This is a genomic window from Oceanobacter sp. 1_MG-2023, assembly GCF_030689025.1.
Lineage (GTDB): Bacteria > Pseudomonadota > Gammaproteobacteria > Pseudomonadales > Oceanobacteraceae > Oceanobacter.
Map to the genome: position 1 here is coordinate 1 of NZ_JAUYWA010000016.1, position 14,380 is coordinate 14,380.

The window sequence follows — 14,380 nt, forward strand, 5'->3', positions numbered from 1 at the left end:
CGTCATTTCGCTGCATTCGTCGCCTTGCTCTGAACAACGGCAACACTCGCGCAGAGCCGTGCAGGATTAAATAGATGCCCCCAATAGTTATTCCGCTACGCCATTCTGCAACATCAGGGCATAAAAAAACGGGGCCGCAGCCCCGTCTGTGTGACCAGGATGCCGTCAGAGTGAATCCAGTCCTCGGGCCAGATCCTTGCGAATGTCGTTCACATTCTCCAGACCAACCGCAACACGAATCAAGCCTTGGGTAATACCAGCCGCCAGCCGCTCTTCTTCTGCCAAACGCCCATGGGTCGTTGTACCCGGATGCGTAATGGTGGTTTTGGCGTCGCCCAGGTTGGCAGTGATGGAGATCATGCGGGTGGCATCAATCACTTGCCAGGCTTCTTCCCGTCCACCATCCACTTCAAACGACAATACGCCACCCGGCAGACTTTGCTGCTGCTGGATCAGGTCATACTGCGGATGGGATGCCAGGCCACAATAGTTGACCTGTTTCACCTTCGGATGCTGTTGCAACCAGTTGGCCAGGATAGTGGCGTTTTCACTGTGGGCTTTCATGCGCAGGCTGAGTGTTTCCAGCCCCTTGGTAAAGACCCAGGCATTAAACGGGCTCATGGTTGGACCCGCGGAACGCAAAACACCAATCACGGGTTCAATCAGTTCGTGGCTGCCCAGTACGGCACCACCCATGCAACGGCCCTGGCCATCGATGTATTTGGTGGCGGAATGCACCACCAAATCGGCCCCCAACGCCAGCGGTTGCTGGATCACCGGGGTACAAAAGCAGTTGTCCACCACCAGCAGGGCATTGGCGTCACGGGCCACCTGCGACAGTGCAGCGATATCTGCGACTTCAACCAGTGGGTTGGAGGGAGACTCCAGGAAAAACAACCGGGTTTCCGGCTTGCAATGTGCTGCCCAATCGTTGACATCAACCGGATTCACATAATCGATAGCAACGTTGAATTTACGCAGGAATTTTTCAAACAGAACGATGGTGCTGCCAAACACACTGCGAGAGCACAGAACATGATCCCCCGCTTTCAAATGGGCCAGCGCCGCCGCATAAATAGCTGCCATACCGGAAGCCGTTGCAGCACAGGCCTCTGCCCCTTCCATCGCCGCCAGGCGGTCTTCGAAGGTGCGTACCGTCGGGTTGGTATAACGGGAATAGACGTTACCCGGGTTGTCTCCGGCAAAACGTGCTGCGGCTTCTGCGGCCGAGCTGAACACATAGCTGCTACTCGGGAAGATCGCTTCGGAGTGTTCGTTTTCCTGGGTCCGGTACTGGCCCGCACGAACCGCCAGGGTTTCCATTTCACAATCGGTCAGATCCGATTGATAAGGGGCCAACAAGTCGTGAATATCATTCATCAGGTTTCTGCCTTTTCTATGGCTTAAAAACATGGCCTAAAAACGCAACAGGGCAGCGGAGGCTGCCCTGTTATACAGATTCGGTTCAGGTGTCAGGCACCTGTAATACCGAAATAATCAGGATTCTGCCTCGTTGTGCAGGTCAATCGCTACGTTGTTGGCACTGGCGGCCTTGCGGCCTCCCTTGGAGGAATCGCTGCGCAAGTCGGACAGGCGCTGGAAATAATTGTCATCAATATCGCCGGTGACGTATTCACCGTTGAATACCGAACAATCAAATGCTTTCGCAGCCGTTTTGCTGCCTTCCAGACATGCACTGATCAGGTCATCCAGTTCCTGGTAAATCAGCCAGTCAGCACCAATGGCCGTTGCAATTTCATCGGTGGTACGGCCGTGCGCAATAAACTCTTCCTTGGCCGGCATATCAATCCCATAAACATTGGGATAGCGTACCGCAGGGGCGGCCGATGCAAAATACACATTGAGAGCACCGGCATCCCGAGCCATCTCAATAATCTGCTCGCACGTGGTGCCCCGGACAATGGAGTCATCGACCAGCAGGACATTCTTGCCGCGAAATTCCAGCTCCAGTGCGTTGAGCTTCTGACGCACGGATTTCTTGCGCTGCTGCTGCCCTGGCATAATGAAGGTACGGCCGATATAGCGGTTCTTCATAAAGCCTTCGCGGTACTTGACGCCAAGCCGATTGGCCAGTTCCTGCGCCGATGAACGGCTGGTATCCGGAATCGGTATCACAACATCGATATTGTGATCCGGCTGCTCCCGCATGATTTTTTCCGCCAGTTTTTCCCCCATCCGCAGGCGCGCCTTATACACCGCGATGCCATCCATAATGGAGTCCGGGCGGGCAAAGTATACCTGCTCAAACAGACACGGCGTCAGACAGGCGTTGTCAGCGCATTGCTGGGTGAAAATCTCACCGGCTTCGGTCATGACAACACATTCACCGGGTTCAACATCTCGCTCAAGCTGAAATCCCAGGGCATCCAGCGCGACGGATTCCGATGCCACCATGTACTCAGGGCCGGTATCGGTATCACGACGGCCATAAACAGCCGGACGGATACCATTCGGATCACGAAAGGCCACCACGCCATAACCACAGATCATGGCGACCACTGCGTAACCACCACGAACACGCTCATGCACACGACGCACCGCCCGGAAGATCATTTCCGGAGTGGGCACCAGCTGCTTTTGTTCTTGCAGTTCGTGAGCAAAGATATTCAACAGGACTTCAGAGTCTGATGTGGTATTGATATGCCGCAGATCTTCACGATAGAGGTCTTGGGCCAGATCGGTGGTGTTGGTCAGATTGCCGTTATGTGCCAGTACGATGCCGTAGGGCGAGTTCACATAGAATGGCTGGGCTTCCGCCGAGCTGGAACTGCCTGCCGTCGGATAACGTACGTGACCAATGCCCATACGACCAATCAGTCGCTGCATATGGCGGGTACGAAATACATCTCGTACCAGGCCATTATCTTTCCTTAGATAAAACTTTCCCTGATCACTGGTGACAATGCCTGCCGCATCCTGGCCGCGGTGCTGTAGCACCGTCAACGCATCATAAATAGACTGGTTGACATGGGTCTTGGCGACGATACCCACAATTCCGCACATTCGCGTATTACCTCAGAAATCAGACGGGATAGAGGACATCACCCGGTTCGCTGCGCCTGGCAACGTATTACGCGCCCAGTCTGCCAGCACTTCCAGGTGAGGAATAAACATTGATTGCTGCCACCAGGGGTCTTTCGGCACCATGGTAAGCTGCAACCCATAAACAATCGCGACCAGAACAACCAGTCCACGGATACAGCCAAAGACCATACCGAGGATACGATCAGTGCCACTCAATCCGGTCAGACGCACCACCTCGACAATCAGGTGGTTGACCATGGCACCAATAGCCAGTGTGCCCAGAAAGAGCACGACAAATGCGGCGATCCAGCGTAATGAATTGGTTTCAATATAATCAGTCAGGAGCGTGGCCAGATTACCACTGAACATGCGGGCAACCACAAACGCCCCAATCCACACAGCCAGCGACAAGGCTTCCCGGACGAAACCGCGTTTAAGGCTGATCAGGCTGGAGATTCCCAGCACCGCCAATATTACCCAATCAACGACGGCCATCTCGCTCTCGTAGCAGACTCAAAGAAGCGCGCAGTATAGGGTTTAGCATGGATTTCGACAACTGGAGAGACCGGCTTGTGGGCATTTTGCGCCAGCGAAAGCAGAAAAAATTCTATCTCCCGTAGCAATCAAGCCGCATGAATCGCTCTTGAGACAATCATTCATGGGCCAGCCTGGCGTTAGCGCGCCATAAAACGTTTGATGCGAAGGTCCGAGCGCTGCAGCTTTTTTTCCAGCTGACTACGCAGTGTTTCAGCCTGCTGTTGTTGTAGCTCCGGGCCAGCAAACACACGGGTAAGACCATCATCATCGGTACGGGCAAAGGCCTTGAAACCCTGCTGACGTATCGTATCCCGGAAGCCCATGGCATTGTCAGCGCTAGAAAAAGCGCCCAACTGTACTACCCAGGCATAGGGCAAGCCACTGTCGTCGAGATGGCCTCGATCCGGCTGCTTCCTGACCGCCGCAGGGATCATGTCATCCAGCCCGGCCAGGACATCGCTATCGGCTTGCCCGGTTTCCGCTGCAACGGGCCTGGCCGTTTGGGCAGGCGTAACAGCCGGCGTAGCCGTGGATGCGGCTACGGTATTGGCACCCGTCACCGGCTCACCATGACCCGCTGCGGTTCCTTGTTGCGCCGTTGCTGCCGCTGTTTTTGCTGTTTGTTCTGTACTTGCTGTTGCCGTACCCGTTGGTTCCGTCGCCGCAGTACCGGGTTGTGGCGTCAGCAACTGGGCCGCCGCCTCACCACTGGCCAGCTGTTCCAGATCAATACGAATACGCTGCTGGTTCTGGACTTCCGTCCAGTCCGGCATATCAGGCATGGGCGGCATATCCTGATCGATCGTTAGCCGCTGGCTGGAACCATCGATCACAATCGGCACGGCGATACCCAGTGCCAGCACAGTGACAACGGCCCCGAGAATACGTTTGTTCAGATGCTTTTCCATACATACTCTCCGCTTTTTTGCTGGGCATGAATGTATGTCAATGCCTGCTCAACGGTATAGAAAGACCCAACAACCAGCCAATGCTCATCAGCAGTGGCCGTTTGTTGCCAGTGCTCCAGGGCATCACGAACCGTTGTACAAGCCGTCACATCAACGCCGCTGCCTTGCGTCACCACGGTGTGGAAGCGCAGTGCCAGTCCGGCAACATCCAGTCCCCGCGGGCAATCAAGTCCGGCCAGCGTCCACTGCGTGGTATCGGGTAATGCCTGCACCACCGCTTCTACCGGCTTGTCGGCCAGCATGGCCAGCAGAATGCCATCCACCTCTTGCTCTCGGGTGGCCAGATACGCAGCGGCCTGTTCATTATGCGCAACATCCAGCGTCAGTCTGAGTTGTCGTCCATCCGGGCACAGGCACTGCCAGCCCTGCAAACGGCCAGGAACCCGCAGGCGCTTGAGGGTTTTGACCACTTCCACTTCAGGCATCAAATGGCCAACCGCTGCCAGCGCCTGTACTGCAGTGGCGATATTGGCCGCCGGAATAAATCCGCGCGGCAATACCCACGACATCGAGGTATCCTCATCCGGACACGGCAGAAAGCGCAGATTCAGAACCGCCTCACCCCCTTGCACACACTCAGTGATATCAAAGGCTTCGCCCCGCCCCAGCCATAAACCTTCAGCCGCCTCTACCGTCGTGCGAGCACGCTCAGGAGGCATGGGCTGACCACAGACCAGATAACGGTCTGGCCGGACAATGGAGCATTTTTCATAGGCGATAACATCGAGGTCGTTACCCAGCCAGGCTTCGTGATCCAACCCGATACTGGTGACGACCGACAAGTCGGCGTCCACTACATTGACGGCATCCAGACGCCCGCCCAGGCCAATTTCCAAGACACAGGCATCGAGATTCTGTTGTTTGAACCAGGCCAGTGCAGCCAGGGTGCCAAATTCAAAATAGGTCAACGCGATACCTTGACGCGCCTGTTCAACCAGTGCAAATGACTGGCACAGATCCGCATCCGATATATCGTTGCCGTTTACCGACACACGCTCGTTGTAGCGCAGAATATGCGGCGAATTATAACAACCGACCGAAAATCCCTGACGTGACAACAAGGCACTCATCAATGCTGAGGTTGTGCCTTTGCCATTGGTGCCTGCGACCAGTATCACCAGCCCGGCCGGGTGCAAGCAGCCCAACCGTTCTGCGACCGTACGGACGCGGTCGAGGCCCATATCAATTTCAGCAGGATGCACCGACTCCAGGTGCTCGAGCCAACGCTTGACGTTCCAACTGCTGAAGTCAGCCATCCTGAATATCCTTCTTGGTTACGACCGTGTTATTACTGATCCATCGCGCTGCGCATTTCCTGCATCAGCGCGGCGACCAGACGTTGAGCTTCGGCGGGGTTGGTGGCATTGTCGGCGATACGGTTAACGATCGCACTCCCCACAATCACGCCGTCGCACACGGCCGATACGGCCGCGGCTGTTGTGCCATTCTGAATACCAAAACCCACCCCTACCGGGATAGACACGTGTTGGCGAATCCGTTGCAAGTTACGTTCAACATCGTCGACATCCAGGGCTTTCGAGCCAGTCACGCCTTTTAGCGAGACATAATACACATAACCACTGCCAGCCTGGCCAATGGCTTCGATACGCTCATCGGTCGTGGTCGGTGCAATCAGGTACACCATATCCAGACCCGCACTTTTGAAGATGGCGTCAACATCAACGGCTTCTTCCGGTGGCAAGTCGACCAGCAGCACACCATCAACACCGGCAGTCACCGCTGCTGTTACAAAGGTGTCATAACCCATGGCTTCGACCGGATTCAGATACCCCATCAGCACCACCGGGGTCGTGCTGTCAGTAGTGCGGAATTCCGCCACCATCGCCAGTACATCACGTAACGAGGTGTTATGTTCCAGCGCCCGCTCACAGGCCAATTGAATGGTCGGGCCATCCGCCATCGGATCGGAAAACGGCACCCCCAGTTCAATCAGGTCACAACCGGCGTCCACCAGTGTGTGCATCATGGGAACGGTGGCGTCCTTTTGTGGATCACCGGCAGTGATATAGGGAATCAAGGCTTTTTTGCCTGTGGTTTTCAAGGCAGCAAACAAACTAGCTATACGAGACATATCGAATTCCGTCCTTATGCAGTCACGCCATCAAGAGTGGCAATGGTATGAATGTCCTTGTCACCACGACCGGACAGGTTGACCACAATCACCTTGTCGGAAGGCATGGTGGCTGCCAACTTCATCGCAAAAGCGACGGCATGGGATGACTCCAGTGCCGGCATAATGCCTTCCAGCTGTGTCAGCTTGTGGAATGCCTCAATGGCTTCGCTGTCTGTAGCGGCGACATACTGGGCACGGCCAACATCTTTCAACCAGGAGTGCTCAGGGCCAACTCCGGGGTAATCCAGACCGGCAGAAATCGAGTGTGTCCCCATGATCTGGCCGTTGTCGTCTTCCATCAAATAGGTGCGATTGCCATGCAAAACGCCAGGACGCCCTTTACTCAAAGGTGCGGCATGGTCATCTCCTTCCAGCCCCAGTCCACCCGCTTCAACGCCATACATGGCTACTTCCGGATGCTTGATATAAGGGTAAAACATGCCGATGGCATTGGAACCACCACCCACACAGGCCACGACTGCATCTGGCTGACGGCCAATCTGTTCCTGGCTTTGCGTTTGGGTTTCACGGCCGATAACAGACTGAAAATCCCGCACCAGCATTGGGTAAGGATGCGGCCCAGCCGCAGTACCGATAATATAGAAGGTGTCGTCCACGTTGGTCACCCAATGACGCATCGCTTCGTTCATCGCGTCTTTCAGGGTTTTGGTACCGGATGTGACCGATTCCACCTCAGCGCCCAGCAGCTTCATGCGATAGACATTCAGCTTTTGACGCTCAACATCCGTCGAGCCCATAAAGACTTTGCATTCCAAGCCGAAACGGGCAGCGACGGTGGCCGAGGCCACACCGTGCTGGCCAGCACCGGTTTCAGCAATAATCTTCTTTTTGCCCATAAACTTGGCCAGTAATGCCTGACCAATGGTGTTGTTGATTTTATGGGCACCGGTGTGATTCAGATCTTCCCGTTTGAGGAAAATACGCGCCCCGCCACAGTGGTCGCTCAATCGCTCGGCGTAATACAACGGCGACGGGCGGCCAACATAGTGCGCCAGGTCGTGATCAAACGCTTTCTGGAAATCTTCATCATCACGCAGTTTCAGATACGTTGCTTGCAACTCATCCAACGCCGCGGTCAGGGTTTCAGAGACAAAACGGCCGCCGTAAATACCAAAGTGGCCGCGCTCATCGGGCAGATTAGCGTCTAATACCGCAGCATGTGCGTTTTGTTCAGGAGTTGTGTTGTTCGTAGTTGACACGATACACCTCATTCATAAATGCCTGAATCTTGCTGGCATCCTTGATGCCTTTGTTTCCGGGACCATTGGCCTCAACGCCACCGCTGACATCCACTGCAAAAGGATGTACATCGCGAATAGCGGTTGCCACGTTATCGGGAGACAGGCCACCAGCAAGAATAATGGGTTTGTTTAAATCGTCTGGCACCAGCGACCAATCAAAGGTTTCGCCAGTACCACCCGGAACACCGGGTTTGTAGCTGTCTAGCAGCAGAGACAAGGCACCTGGGAAGCGCACGCACGCCTCCACCATATCCGACGCTTGCCGAACACGGACTGCCTTGATATAGGGGCGGTTGAATTGTTGGCAAAAGCCATCGTCTTCGTCACCGTGGAATTGAATAAGGTCGATTCTAACGACATCCAGAACGCTTTGCACTTGTTCAGAAGTCGGATTCACAAAAAGAGCAGTTACCGTAACAAACGCCGGAACCATAGCCACAATAGCAGCCGCTTGCGTAATATCAACCGCTCTCGGGCTGGGTGGGTAAAACACCAGGCCAATGGCATCGGCCCCGGCATTCACAACCGCCAGAGCATCTGCTGCACGGGTAATACCACAAATCTTGGCACGCGTACGGGTCATGGGTAAGGTCGGCATCAGCAAGCTCCTGCATAAATCCGGCGATGGTAGCAGAAAACAGGCCTGCAAAGGTCTGGTTCAGCCGTCAGTCAACGCCAGTACAGGCTCTAACAGTAACGGACCAAAGGGCTGGCTGGGAATATCAAATTGCTCCGGGTAACGTACCCCAACAAAATGCAAACCATCCCCTGGGGCTGTCACCCCGGCGGCCAGACGGGATTTGGCTTCAAGCACCTCGGTCATCCATTCGACCGGCTGATGGCCCTCGCCAATAGGAATCAGGCAGCCAACGATATTACGCACCATGTGGTATAGAAACGCGCTTGACTCCAGCTCCAGCATAATCAGATTACCCCATTGCCGTACTTCGATACGGTGCATGGTTTTGACTGGGGTTTTGGCCTGGCAATCCTTGGCCCGGAAAGAAGAAAAGTCGTGTTCACCCAACAACAACTGGGCAGCCTGATGCATACGGTCGGCATCCAACGGATAACGCCACCAGGTTAACTGCTCATATTGCAGTGCCTGACGGTATTGGCTGTTGTTGATCAGGTAACGATAACAACGGGCCTGGGCTTTGAAACGGGCGTGAAAATCCGTATCGACCTGGCCAATCCACTGCAACGAGATCTGGGCTGGCGTATTGGTGTTAATCCCCATTAGCCAGCCATAATCACTGCGTTTGGAAGTGGTATCGAAGTGGATAACCTGACGGGTTGCATGCACACCGGCGTCGGTACGCCCTGCACAGGCAATCTCAACCGGGTGATTGGCGACCTTGGAGATAGCCGCCTCAAGTGCGGCCTGAACCGTGGGTTCATTGTGGTGTTTCTGCTTCTGCCAACCGTGGAAACAAGCGCCGTTGTATTCCACGATGGCAGCATAACGATAGGTATCAGACATGGATCAGGTCAGCGAATCCAGCAAGTTCTGGGCTTCCTGCTTCTGATGGTCGCTACCTTCCTGAACAATTTCGCCCAGCAGTTCCTTGGCACTGTCGGACTCACCCATATCAACGTAGGCTCGTGCCAAATCCAGCTTGGTGTCGTTGGCATCAGTACCGGACAAGTAGGCAAATTCATCTTCTGTTTCTGCCAGTTCATCCAGGTTGATCGAGTCTGCGGTGAATGATGGAATATCCATCTCGTCAAGACTTTCACCGGCTGGCTCTTCTGGTGCTTCTTCCAGGTCGGCCAGTTCCGGCAGCGCTTCAGATTCCAGATCAAACGTTAATTCTTCGAGATCATCCAGAGGTGGCAATTCATCCTCTGCGGCGTCCTCTTCCACGGCGGCTACTGGCAGTTCTGTTTCCGTAACGGCTTCCAGTTCCGGTATATCGTCAAGGTCGCCCAACTCTGGCAAGTCTTCCAGTGTTTCTGGAGCACTGTCAGCGCTGGCCTCGTCTTCCAGCTCGGCCAGGTCAAAATCATCGAGCTCCATATCCAGCTCAGACAACTCATCCACGGCTTCTTCTGCCGCATCGTCAGACCCAGCGGCTTCAGCCTCTGCGAATTCTTCCAGCTCGTCCAGTTCCGGCAACGCCAGTTCATCATCACTGTCGTCGCTGTTGACCAGCATTCTGGCGCCAGACAGGTCTTCTTCGCTCAACTTGGGCAGGTCTGTCATCGCATCCAGCGAATCCAGTTCCGCTTCCAGGCTGTCGAGGTCAAACTCCATCAGGTTATCGTCTGTCAACTCTTCAGCACTATCGCTGGCACTGGTGGCTTCTGTCGCCGATGCCAACATTTCCAGGTCATTATCCAGACCTTCCAGATCGAATTCAGTACCATCCAGTTCATCATCAGCAACCGCGTCGTCGTCGGCTTCCACAACTGGCAGGTCAAAACCGCTGCTTTCTTCATCATCAGCCGTTGAGCTGTTATCTTCCTCTACTTCCAGCTCTGGGATATCCAGCTCAGGAACGTCGAATTCCAGTACGTTGTCATCGCTGCCGTGATCAGTATCCGCCAGGCTTTCTTCTTCAACCTCGCCCAGTTCTAGAACATCCAAGCCATCCAGATCAAATTCCATCACGTTATCATCCGACAGCCCGGCAGATGCGTCGCTTTCCAGAGGCTCTTCTGACAGCTCGGCCAGCAGGTCGTCTGACACATCAAAATCCATCAGATTGTCGTGTTCGGGCTCACTGACTTCTGTTTCCGGCTCGGCAGCCAGTTCTTCACTATTGTCTTCAAAGGCAGAGAGATCAAATTCCACACCCTGGTCGTCGGCAGAAATCGTGACCTCGTCGGTATGGTGCTCGTCGCTATCCGCCAGGCTATCCAGTGAAAAGTCCATGCCGTTATCATCTGCGGCCGGAAGGTCGGCTTCGATATCGTCGCCCTGATCCAGCGCGGTTTCGAAATCCATCGCATCGTCACCCAGCACAGGCATGATATCGATGCTTTCTTCCATATCCGTGACGGGAGTCTCTGCCTCTGCTGTCGTCGCAGTGTTGTCCAGTTCACTTTGAAATTCCATATCCAGATCATCAAGCGATATACCAGACAGAGCATGGGTAGACGGTGCAATCGGATTACTCAGGCGGGAGCGGAACTGCTCTGCAAGCGTAATATCGTCATCTGAGCCGAAGCCCAACAAACGTGCTTCTTCATCGGCAAAGGCGCTGTCATCGTTGAGTTCAGCCAACACTTCCAGCAGTTTAAGGCTGAGATCCGTGCGCCCGGGTTGGGATTCTACGGCTGGAGTCAGTTTGCTCCGTGCTTCATCAAAACGGCCATAGGCAATATCGGCATCCACAGCGGTCAGTAATTCATCCGGTGCATCCAGGCTGTCGGTTGAAATATCCAGCGCATCATCATCAAACAGGTGGTCACCCAATTGCACACCGCTGTCGCTGTCACCACTGCTGCCCTGATCGAAGTTGAAGTGGTCAAAATCCTCGCTTGGTGAAGCGGCGGCGGCCACTTCCTCACTGGCTTCCTGTAACAATGCGGCTTCCGCATCGTCATCGGCTGCTTTTTTAGCAGCCTTGCCTGCCAGGAGTTTTTTCATCAGCGAATAAATCAGAGCAATCAGCAACAACAGAACGGCCAATACGCCACCCAACATGATCGGATCCTGCAGAATGCGATCGATCATGCTTGGCGCTGGCGGTGGCGGAATCACCCGAGGTTTAGGGCGCTGCTCAGCCATTTCCGGCTTGGGTTGTTTGGGTTCAACGGCGGCAGCGGCAGTGTCCGGCTTGGGCTCTGTATCAGCACCTTCAGCACCTTCAGCACTATCGGCGACGCTCTCACTGCGCTCAATCGCGCCAGCAGCCGGAGTGGTGTCTGCTTCGCTGGCCGGTGTTGCCAGGGCACTGGTTTCATTGTCCTGGCCGGCGTTTACTTGCAGGTTGGCCAGCTGGTCGTCTTTCAGGCTGACCAGACGTTGCAGAGCTGCGATCTGTTCTTCCAGAGAGGCAAGCCGGTCTACCAGTTCGTTGTTTTCACGACGGCTTTTATCCAGGGTTTCCAGTGCGATTGCCAGATCATTTTCCAGTGCTTCGCGGCGGCCATCACCACGACCGACAATCTCACCACTGGCACCGGCAGAACCGGATTGTTCTCCGCGGTCTGATACCAGGCGTACTTCACCACCGGTTGATGTTGCACGGGCAGATGGCGTGGTTGCTGCTCGCCCGGTTGCATCCAGTTGCGCGGCACCGGCAATTTCCTGATTCTGACGTGCCACTTCGGAAACGGCATCATCAAAACTGATGGTACGAATTTGCTCAGAGTCTGGAATACGCAATACCTGATGGGTTTTCAGGCGGTTGATGTTGCCACCGATAAAGGCATCCGGATTCTGCTGCTGGATGGCAACCATCATTTGTTGCGGTGTAATGCGGGGATCGGGCCGGGTAGCCAGAGCAATGGCCCACAGGGTGTCATTCGGCTGTACCCGGTAAGTACCCGGTGCGCCAGAGTCACTTTGCCATTGTTCCGCATTATTATGATTTGACGGCGCAGGTCGATTGGTTGGGGCCGCTGGACGGCTGGCGGCCGCTGGCGCGCTGGCTGCACCGCCAGTAGCGGTAGCCGTACTGGTTGGTGTGGATACCAGCGGTTGATAACTTTCTTCCGCAAAAGTAGGCGGGTCGAGCAATACGGTAAACTCTCGTACGACACGGCCGGATGGCCAGTTCAACTCAACCAGAAAATTCAGAAAAGGCTCGGTAACCGAATCCCGGGTCGTCAGGACAACCTTGTCGCCCACTACCTGAAATTTTATTTTGGTAAGAAAATAGGAACGTTCGACGTTGGAGCGTTCAAAGGCTTCGGCACTGGCAAGTACCGGTTTGATTTCCCATTCAGAGAGACCTTCTGAATCGACCAGAACTATTTCGGCAGCCAGAGGCTGATTCAGCGCCGACTTGAGCGTCAACTCTCCCAGTCCCAAGGCCAGTAACTGAGTTGACACGGTCAAGCTTCCGACCAGCAGCAAGGCATTCGCAAATAGGCGCTTCATTGATGCATCCTTGGTTGTCACTTTACGGCTTTATAGCCCTGATTAATCAAAAATTTACGGATATCAAATCCGTCAGCAAGCACTAATACTGGCGGAGGATAATCAAATCCAAGTATCAAGGATAACCGGTTCTGGCGCAATCGTTGCGGCCGATATGCGTCAACAAAACTGATATGTATGAAAGGTTTATGACGTACTCGAGATGTTGCGTATGAAAAAGCGGACACTCGTCCGCTTTTATTTATCAATTTCTATGAACGGTTTAACAAAATCCGCAACATTCTGCGTAAAGGTTCTGCCGCCCCCCAGAGTAATTGATCACCAACGGTAAACGCAGAAATATATTCTGGCCCCATATTCAACTTGCGAATGCGGCCTACCGGTATATTCAGCGTGCCGGTAACGGCTGCCGGAGTTAATGCCGTCATACTGACATCACGGTCATTGGCAATGACACTCACCCACTCATTATGAGACGCCAGAATGGCTTCAATTTCGGCCACAGGAATATCACGGGTCAGCTTCATGGTCATTGCCTGACTGTGGCAGCGCATGGCACCAACACGTACACAAAGGCCATCAATAGGCACTGGATTATGCCCACTCCCCATAATCTTGTTGGCTTCTACCTGGGCTTTCCATTCTTCACGACTCTGACCGGAATCCAGTTGTGAATCGATATAAGGAATCAAACTACCAGCCAGCGGTACACCAAAATGATTTTTGGGATATTCATCACTATTGATAAATTCGGATACCTGACGATCGATATCCAGAATAGCAGTAGCGGGATTGTCGAGTTTATCGCTGACATTGGAATGAATGGCGCCCATTTGCGCAATTAATTCGCGCATATGCTGGGCACCGGAACCGGAAGCTGCCTGGTAGGTCATGGGGGCAACCCACTCCACCAGCCCTTGCTCAAACAGACCACCCAGTGCCAATAACATCAGACTGACGGTACAGTTGCCGCCGACATAGGTTTTGATGCCGTCTTCGAGGCCCTGGTCAATCACACTGGCATTGACCGGGTCGAGTACAATAATGGCGTCGTCTGCCATACGCAAAGAGGAGGCGGCATCGATCCAGTAGCCTTGCCAGCCGGTCTCACGCAAAGCGGCATACACTTTGGAGGTGTAATCCCCCCCCTGACAGCTGATAATGACATCCTGCGCTGCCAAGGCGGAGAGGTCGTAGGCATCTGCCAGTACGCCGTTATCCTTGCCACCCAGAGTCGGTGCTGTTTTGCCTGCCTGGGAGGTGGTAAAAAATTGCGGGGTAATCAGGGCGAAATCACCCTCTTCTTCCATCCGCTGCATCAGTACGGATCCCACCATACCGCGCCAACCAACCAATCCTGTTTTTAACATGTGTTTTTACC

General features: G+C 54.3%; 11 protein-coding genes. All 11 read right to left on the reverse strand.

Going from position 1 to position 14,380, the window contains the following annotated elements; translation table 11 throughout:
* Positions 1-165 precede the first annotated feature (165 nt).
* Positions 166-1,380 (reverse strand): O-succinylhomoserine sulfhydrylase, encoded by a 1,215-nt coding sequence (locus tag Q8W22_RS11240; protein WP_303434554.1) that lies wholly within the window; start codon positions 1,378-1,380, stop codon positions 166-168.
* 117 nt (positions 1,381-1,497) lie between these two features.
* Complete coding sequence (purF, locus tag Q8W22_RS11245; RefSeq protein WP_303434553.1) at positions 1,498-3,024, reverse strand: amidophosphoribosyltransferase; 1,527 nt, start codon at positions 3,022-3,024, stop codon at positions 1,498-1,500.
* A gap of 12 nt (positions 3,025-3,036) precedes the next feature.
* Positions 3,037-3,540: a CvpA family protein gene (locus Q8W22_RS11250; RefSeq protein ID WP_303434552.1), complete on the reverse strand. Its 504-nt coding sequence runs from the start codon at positions 3,538-3,540 to the stop codon at positions 3,037-3,039.
* Between the two features lie 179 nt (positions 3,541-3,719).
* The gene (locus Q8W22_RS11255; RefSeq protein WP_305452406.1) at positions 3,720-4,490 is read right to left on the reverse strand and encodes an SPOR domain-containing protein; all 771 of its coding nucleotides are present in this window, start codon (positions 4,488-4,490) and stop codon (positions 3,720-3,722) included.
* Positions 4,475-5,806, reverse strand: a complete 1,332-nt coding sequence (locus Q8W22_RS11260; RefSeq protein WP_305452408.1) for a folylpolyglutamate synthase/dihydrofolate synthase family protein — start codon at positions 5,804-5,806, stop codon at positions 4,475-4,477. Before Q8W22_RS11260 ends, Q8W22_RS11255 begins: the two co-directional genes overlap by 16 nt.
* Before the next feature lie 32 nt (positions 5,807-5,838).
* Positions 5,839-6,642 carry a tryptophan synthase subunit alpha gene (trpA, locus tag Q8W22_RS11265; protein WP_303434549.1) on the reverse strand — a complete coding sequence of 268 codons (804 nt, stop codon included), beginning with the start codon at positions 6,640-6,642 and terminating at the stop codon, positions 5,839-5,841.
* Between the two features lie 14 nt (positions 6,643-6,656).
* Positions 6,657-7,841, reverse strand: a complete 1,185-nt coding sequence (gene trpB / locus Q8W22_RS11270; RefSeq protein WP_303434556.1) for a tryptophan synthase subunit beta — start codon at positions 7,839-7,841, stop codon at positions 6,657-6,659.
* A gap of 34 nt (positions 7,842-7,875) precedes the next feature.
* Entirely contained in the window at positions 7,876-8,529 is a 654-nt protein-coding gene (locus Q8W22_RS11275) for a phosphoribosylanthranilate isomerase (RefSeq protein ID WP_303434555.1), read from the reverse strand.
* Between the two features lie 75 nt (positions 8,530-8,604).
* Positions 8,605-9,429 carry a tRNA pseudouridine(38-40) synthase TruA gene (gene truA, locus Q8W22_RS11280; protein WP_303434548.1) on the reverse strand — a complete coding sequence of 275 codons (825 nt, stop codon included), beginning with the start codon at positions 9,427-9,429 and terminating at the stop codon, positions 8,605-8,607.
* 3 nt (positions 9,430-9,432) lie between these two features.
* On the reverse strand, positions 9,433-12,999 hold the full coding sequence (locus Q8W22_RS11285) for a FimV/HubP family polar landmark protein (RefSeq protein WP_305452409.1): 3,567 nt from the start codon (positions 12,997-12,999) through the stop codon (positions 9,433-9,435).
* A 251-nt stretch (positions 13,000-13,250) separates the two neighbouring features.
* Positions 13,251-14,369, reverse strand: a complete 1,119-nt coding sequence (asd, locus tag Q8W22_RS11290; RefSeq protein ID WP_303434546.1) for an aspartate-semialdehyde dehydrogenase — start codon at positions 14,367-14,369, stop codon at positions 13,251-13,253.
* Between the last annotated feature and the right edge of the window lie 11 nt (positions 14,370-14,380).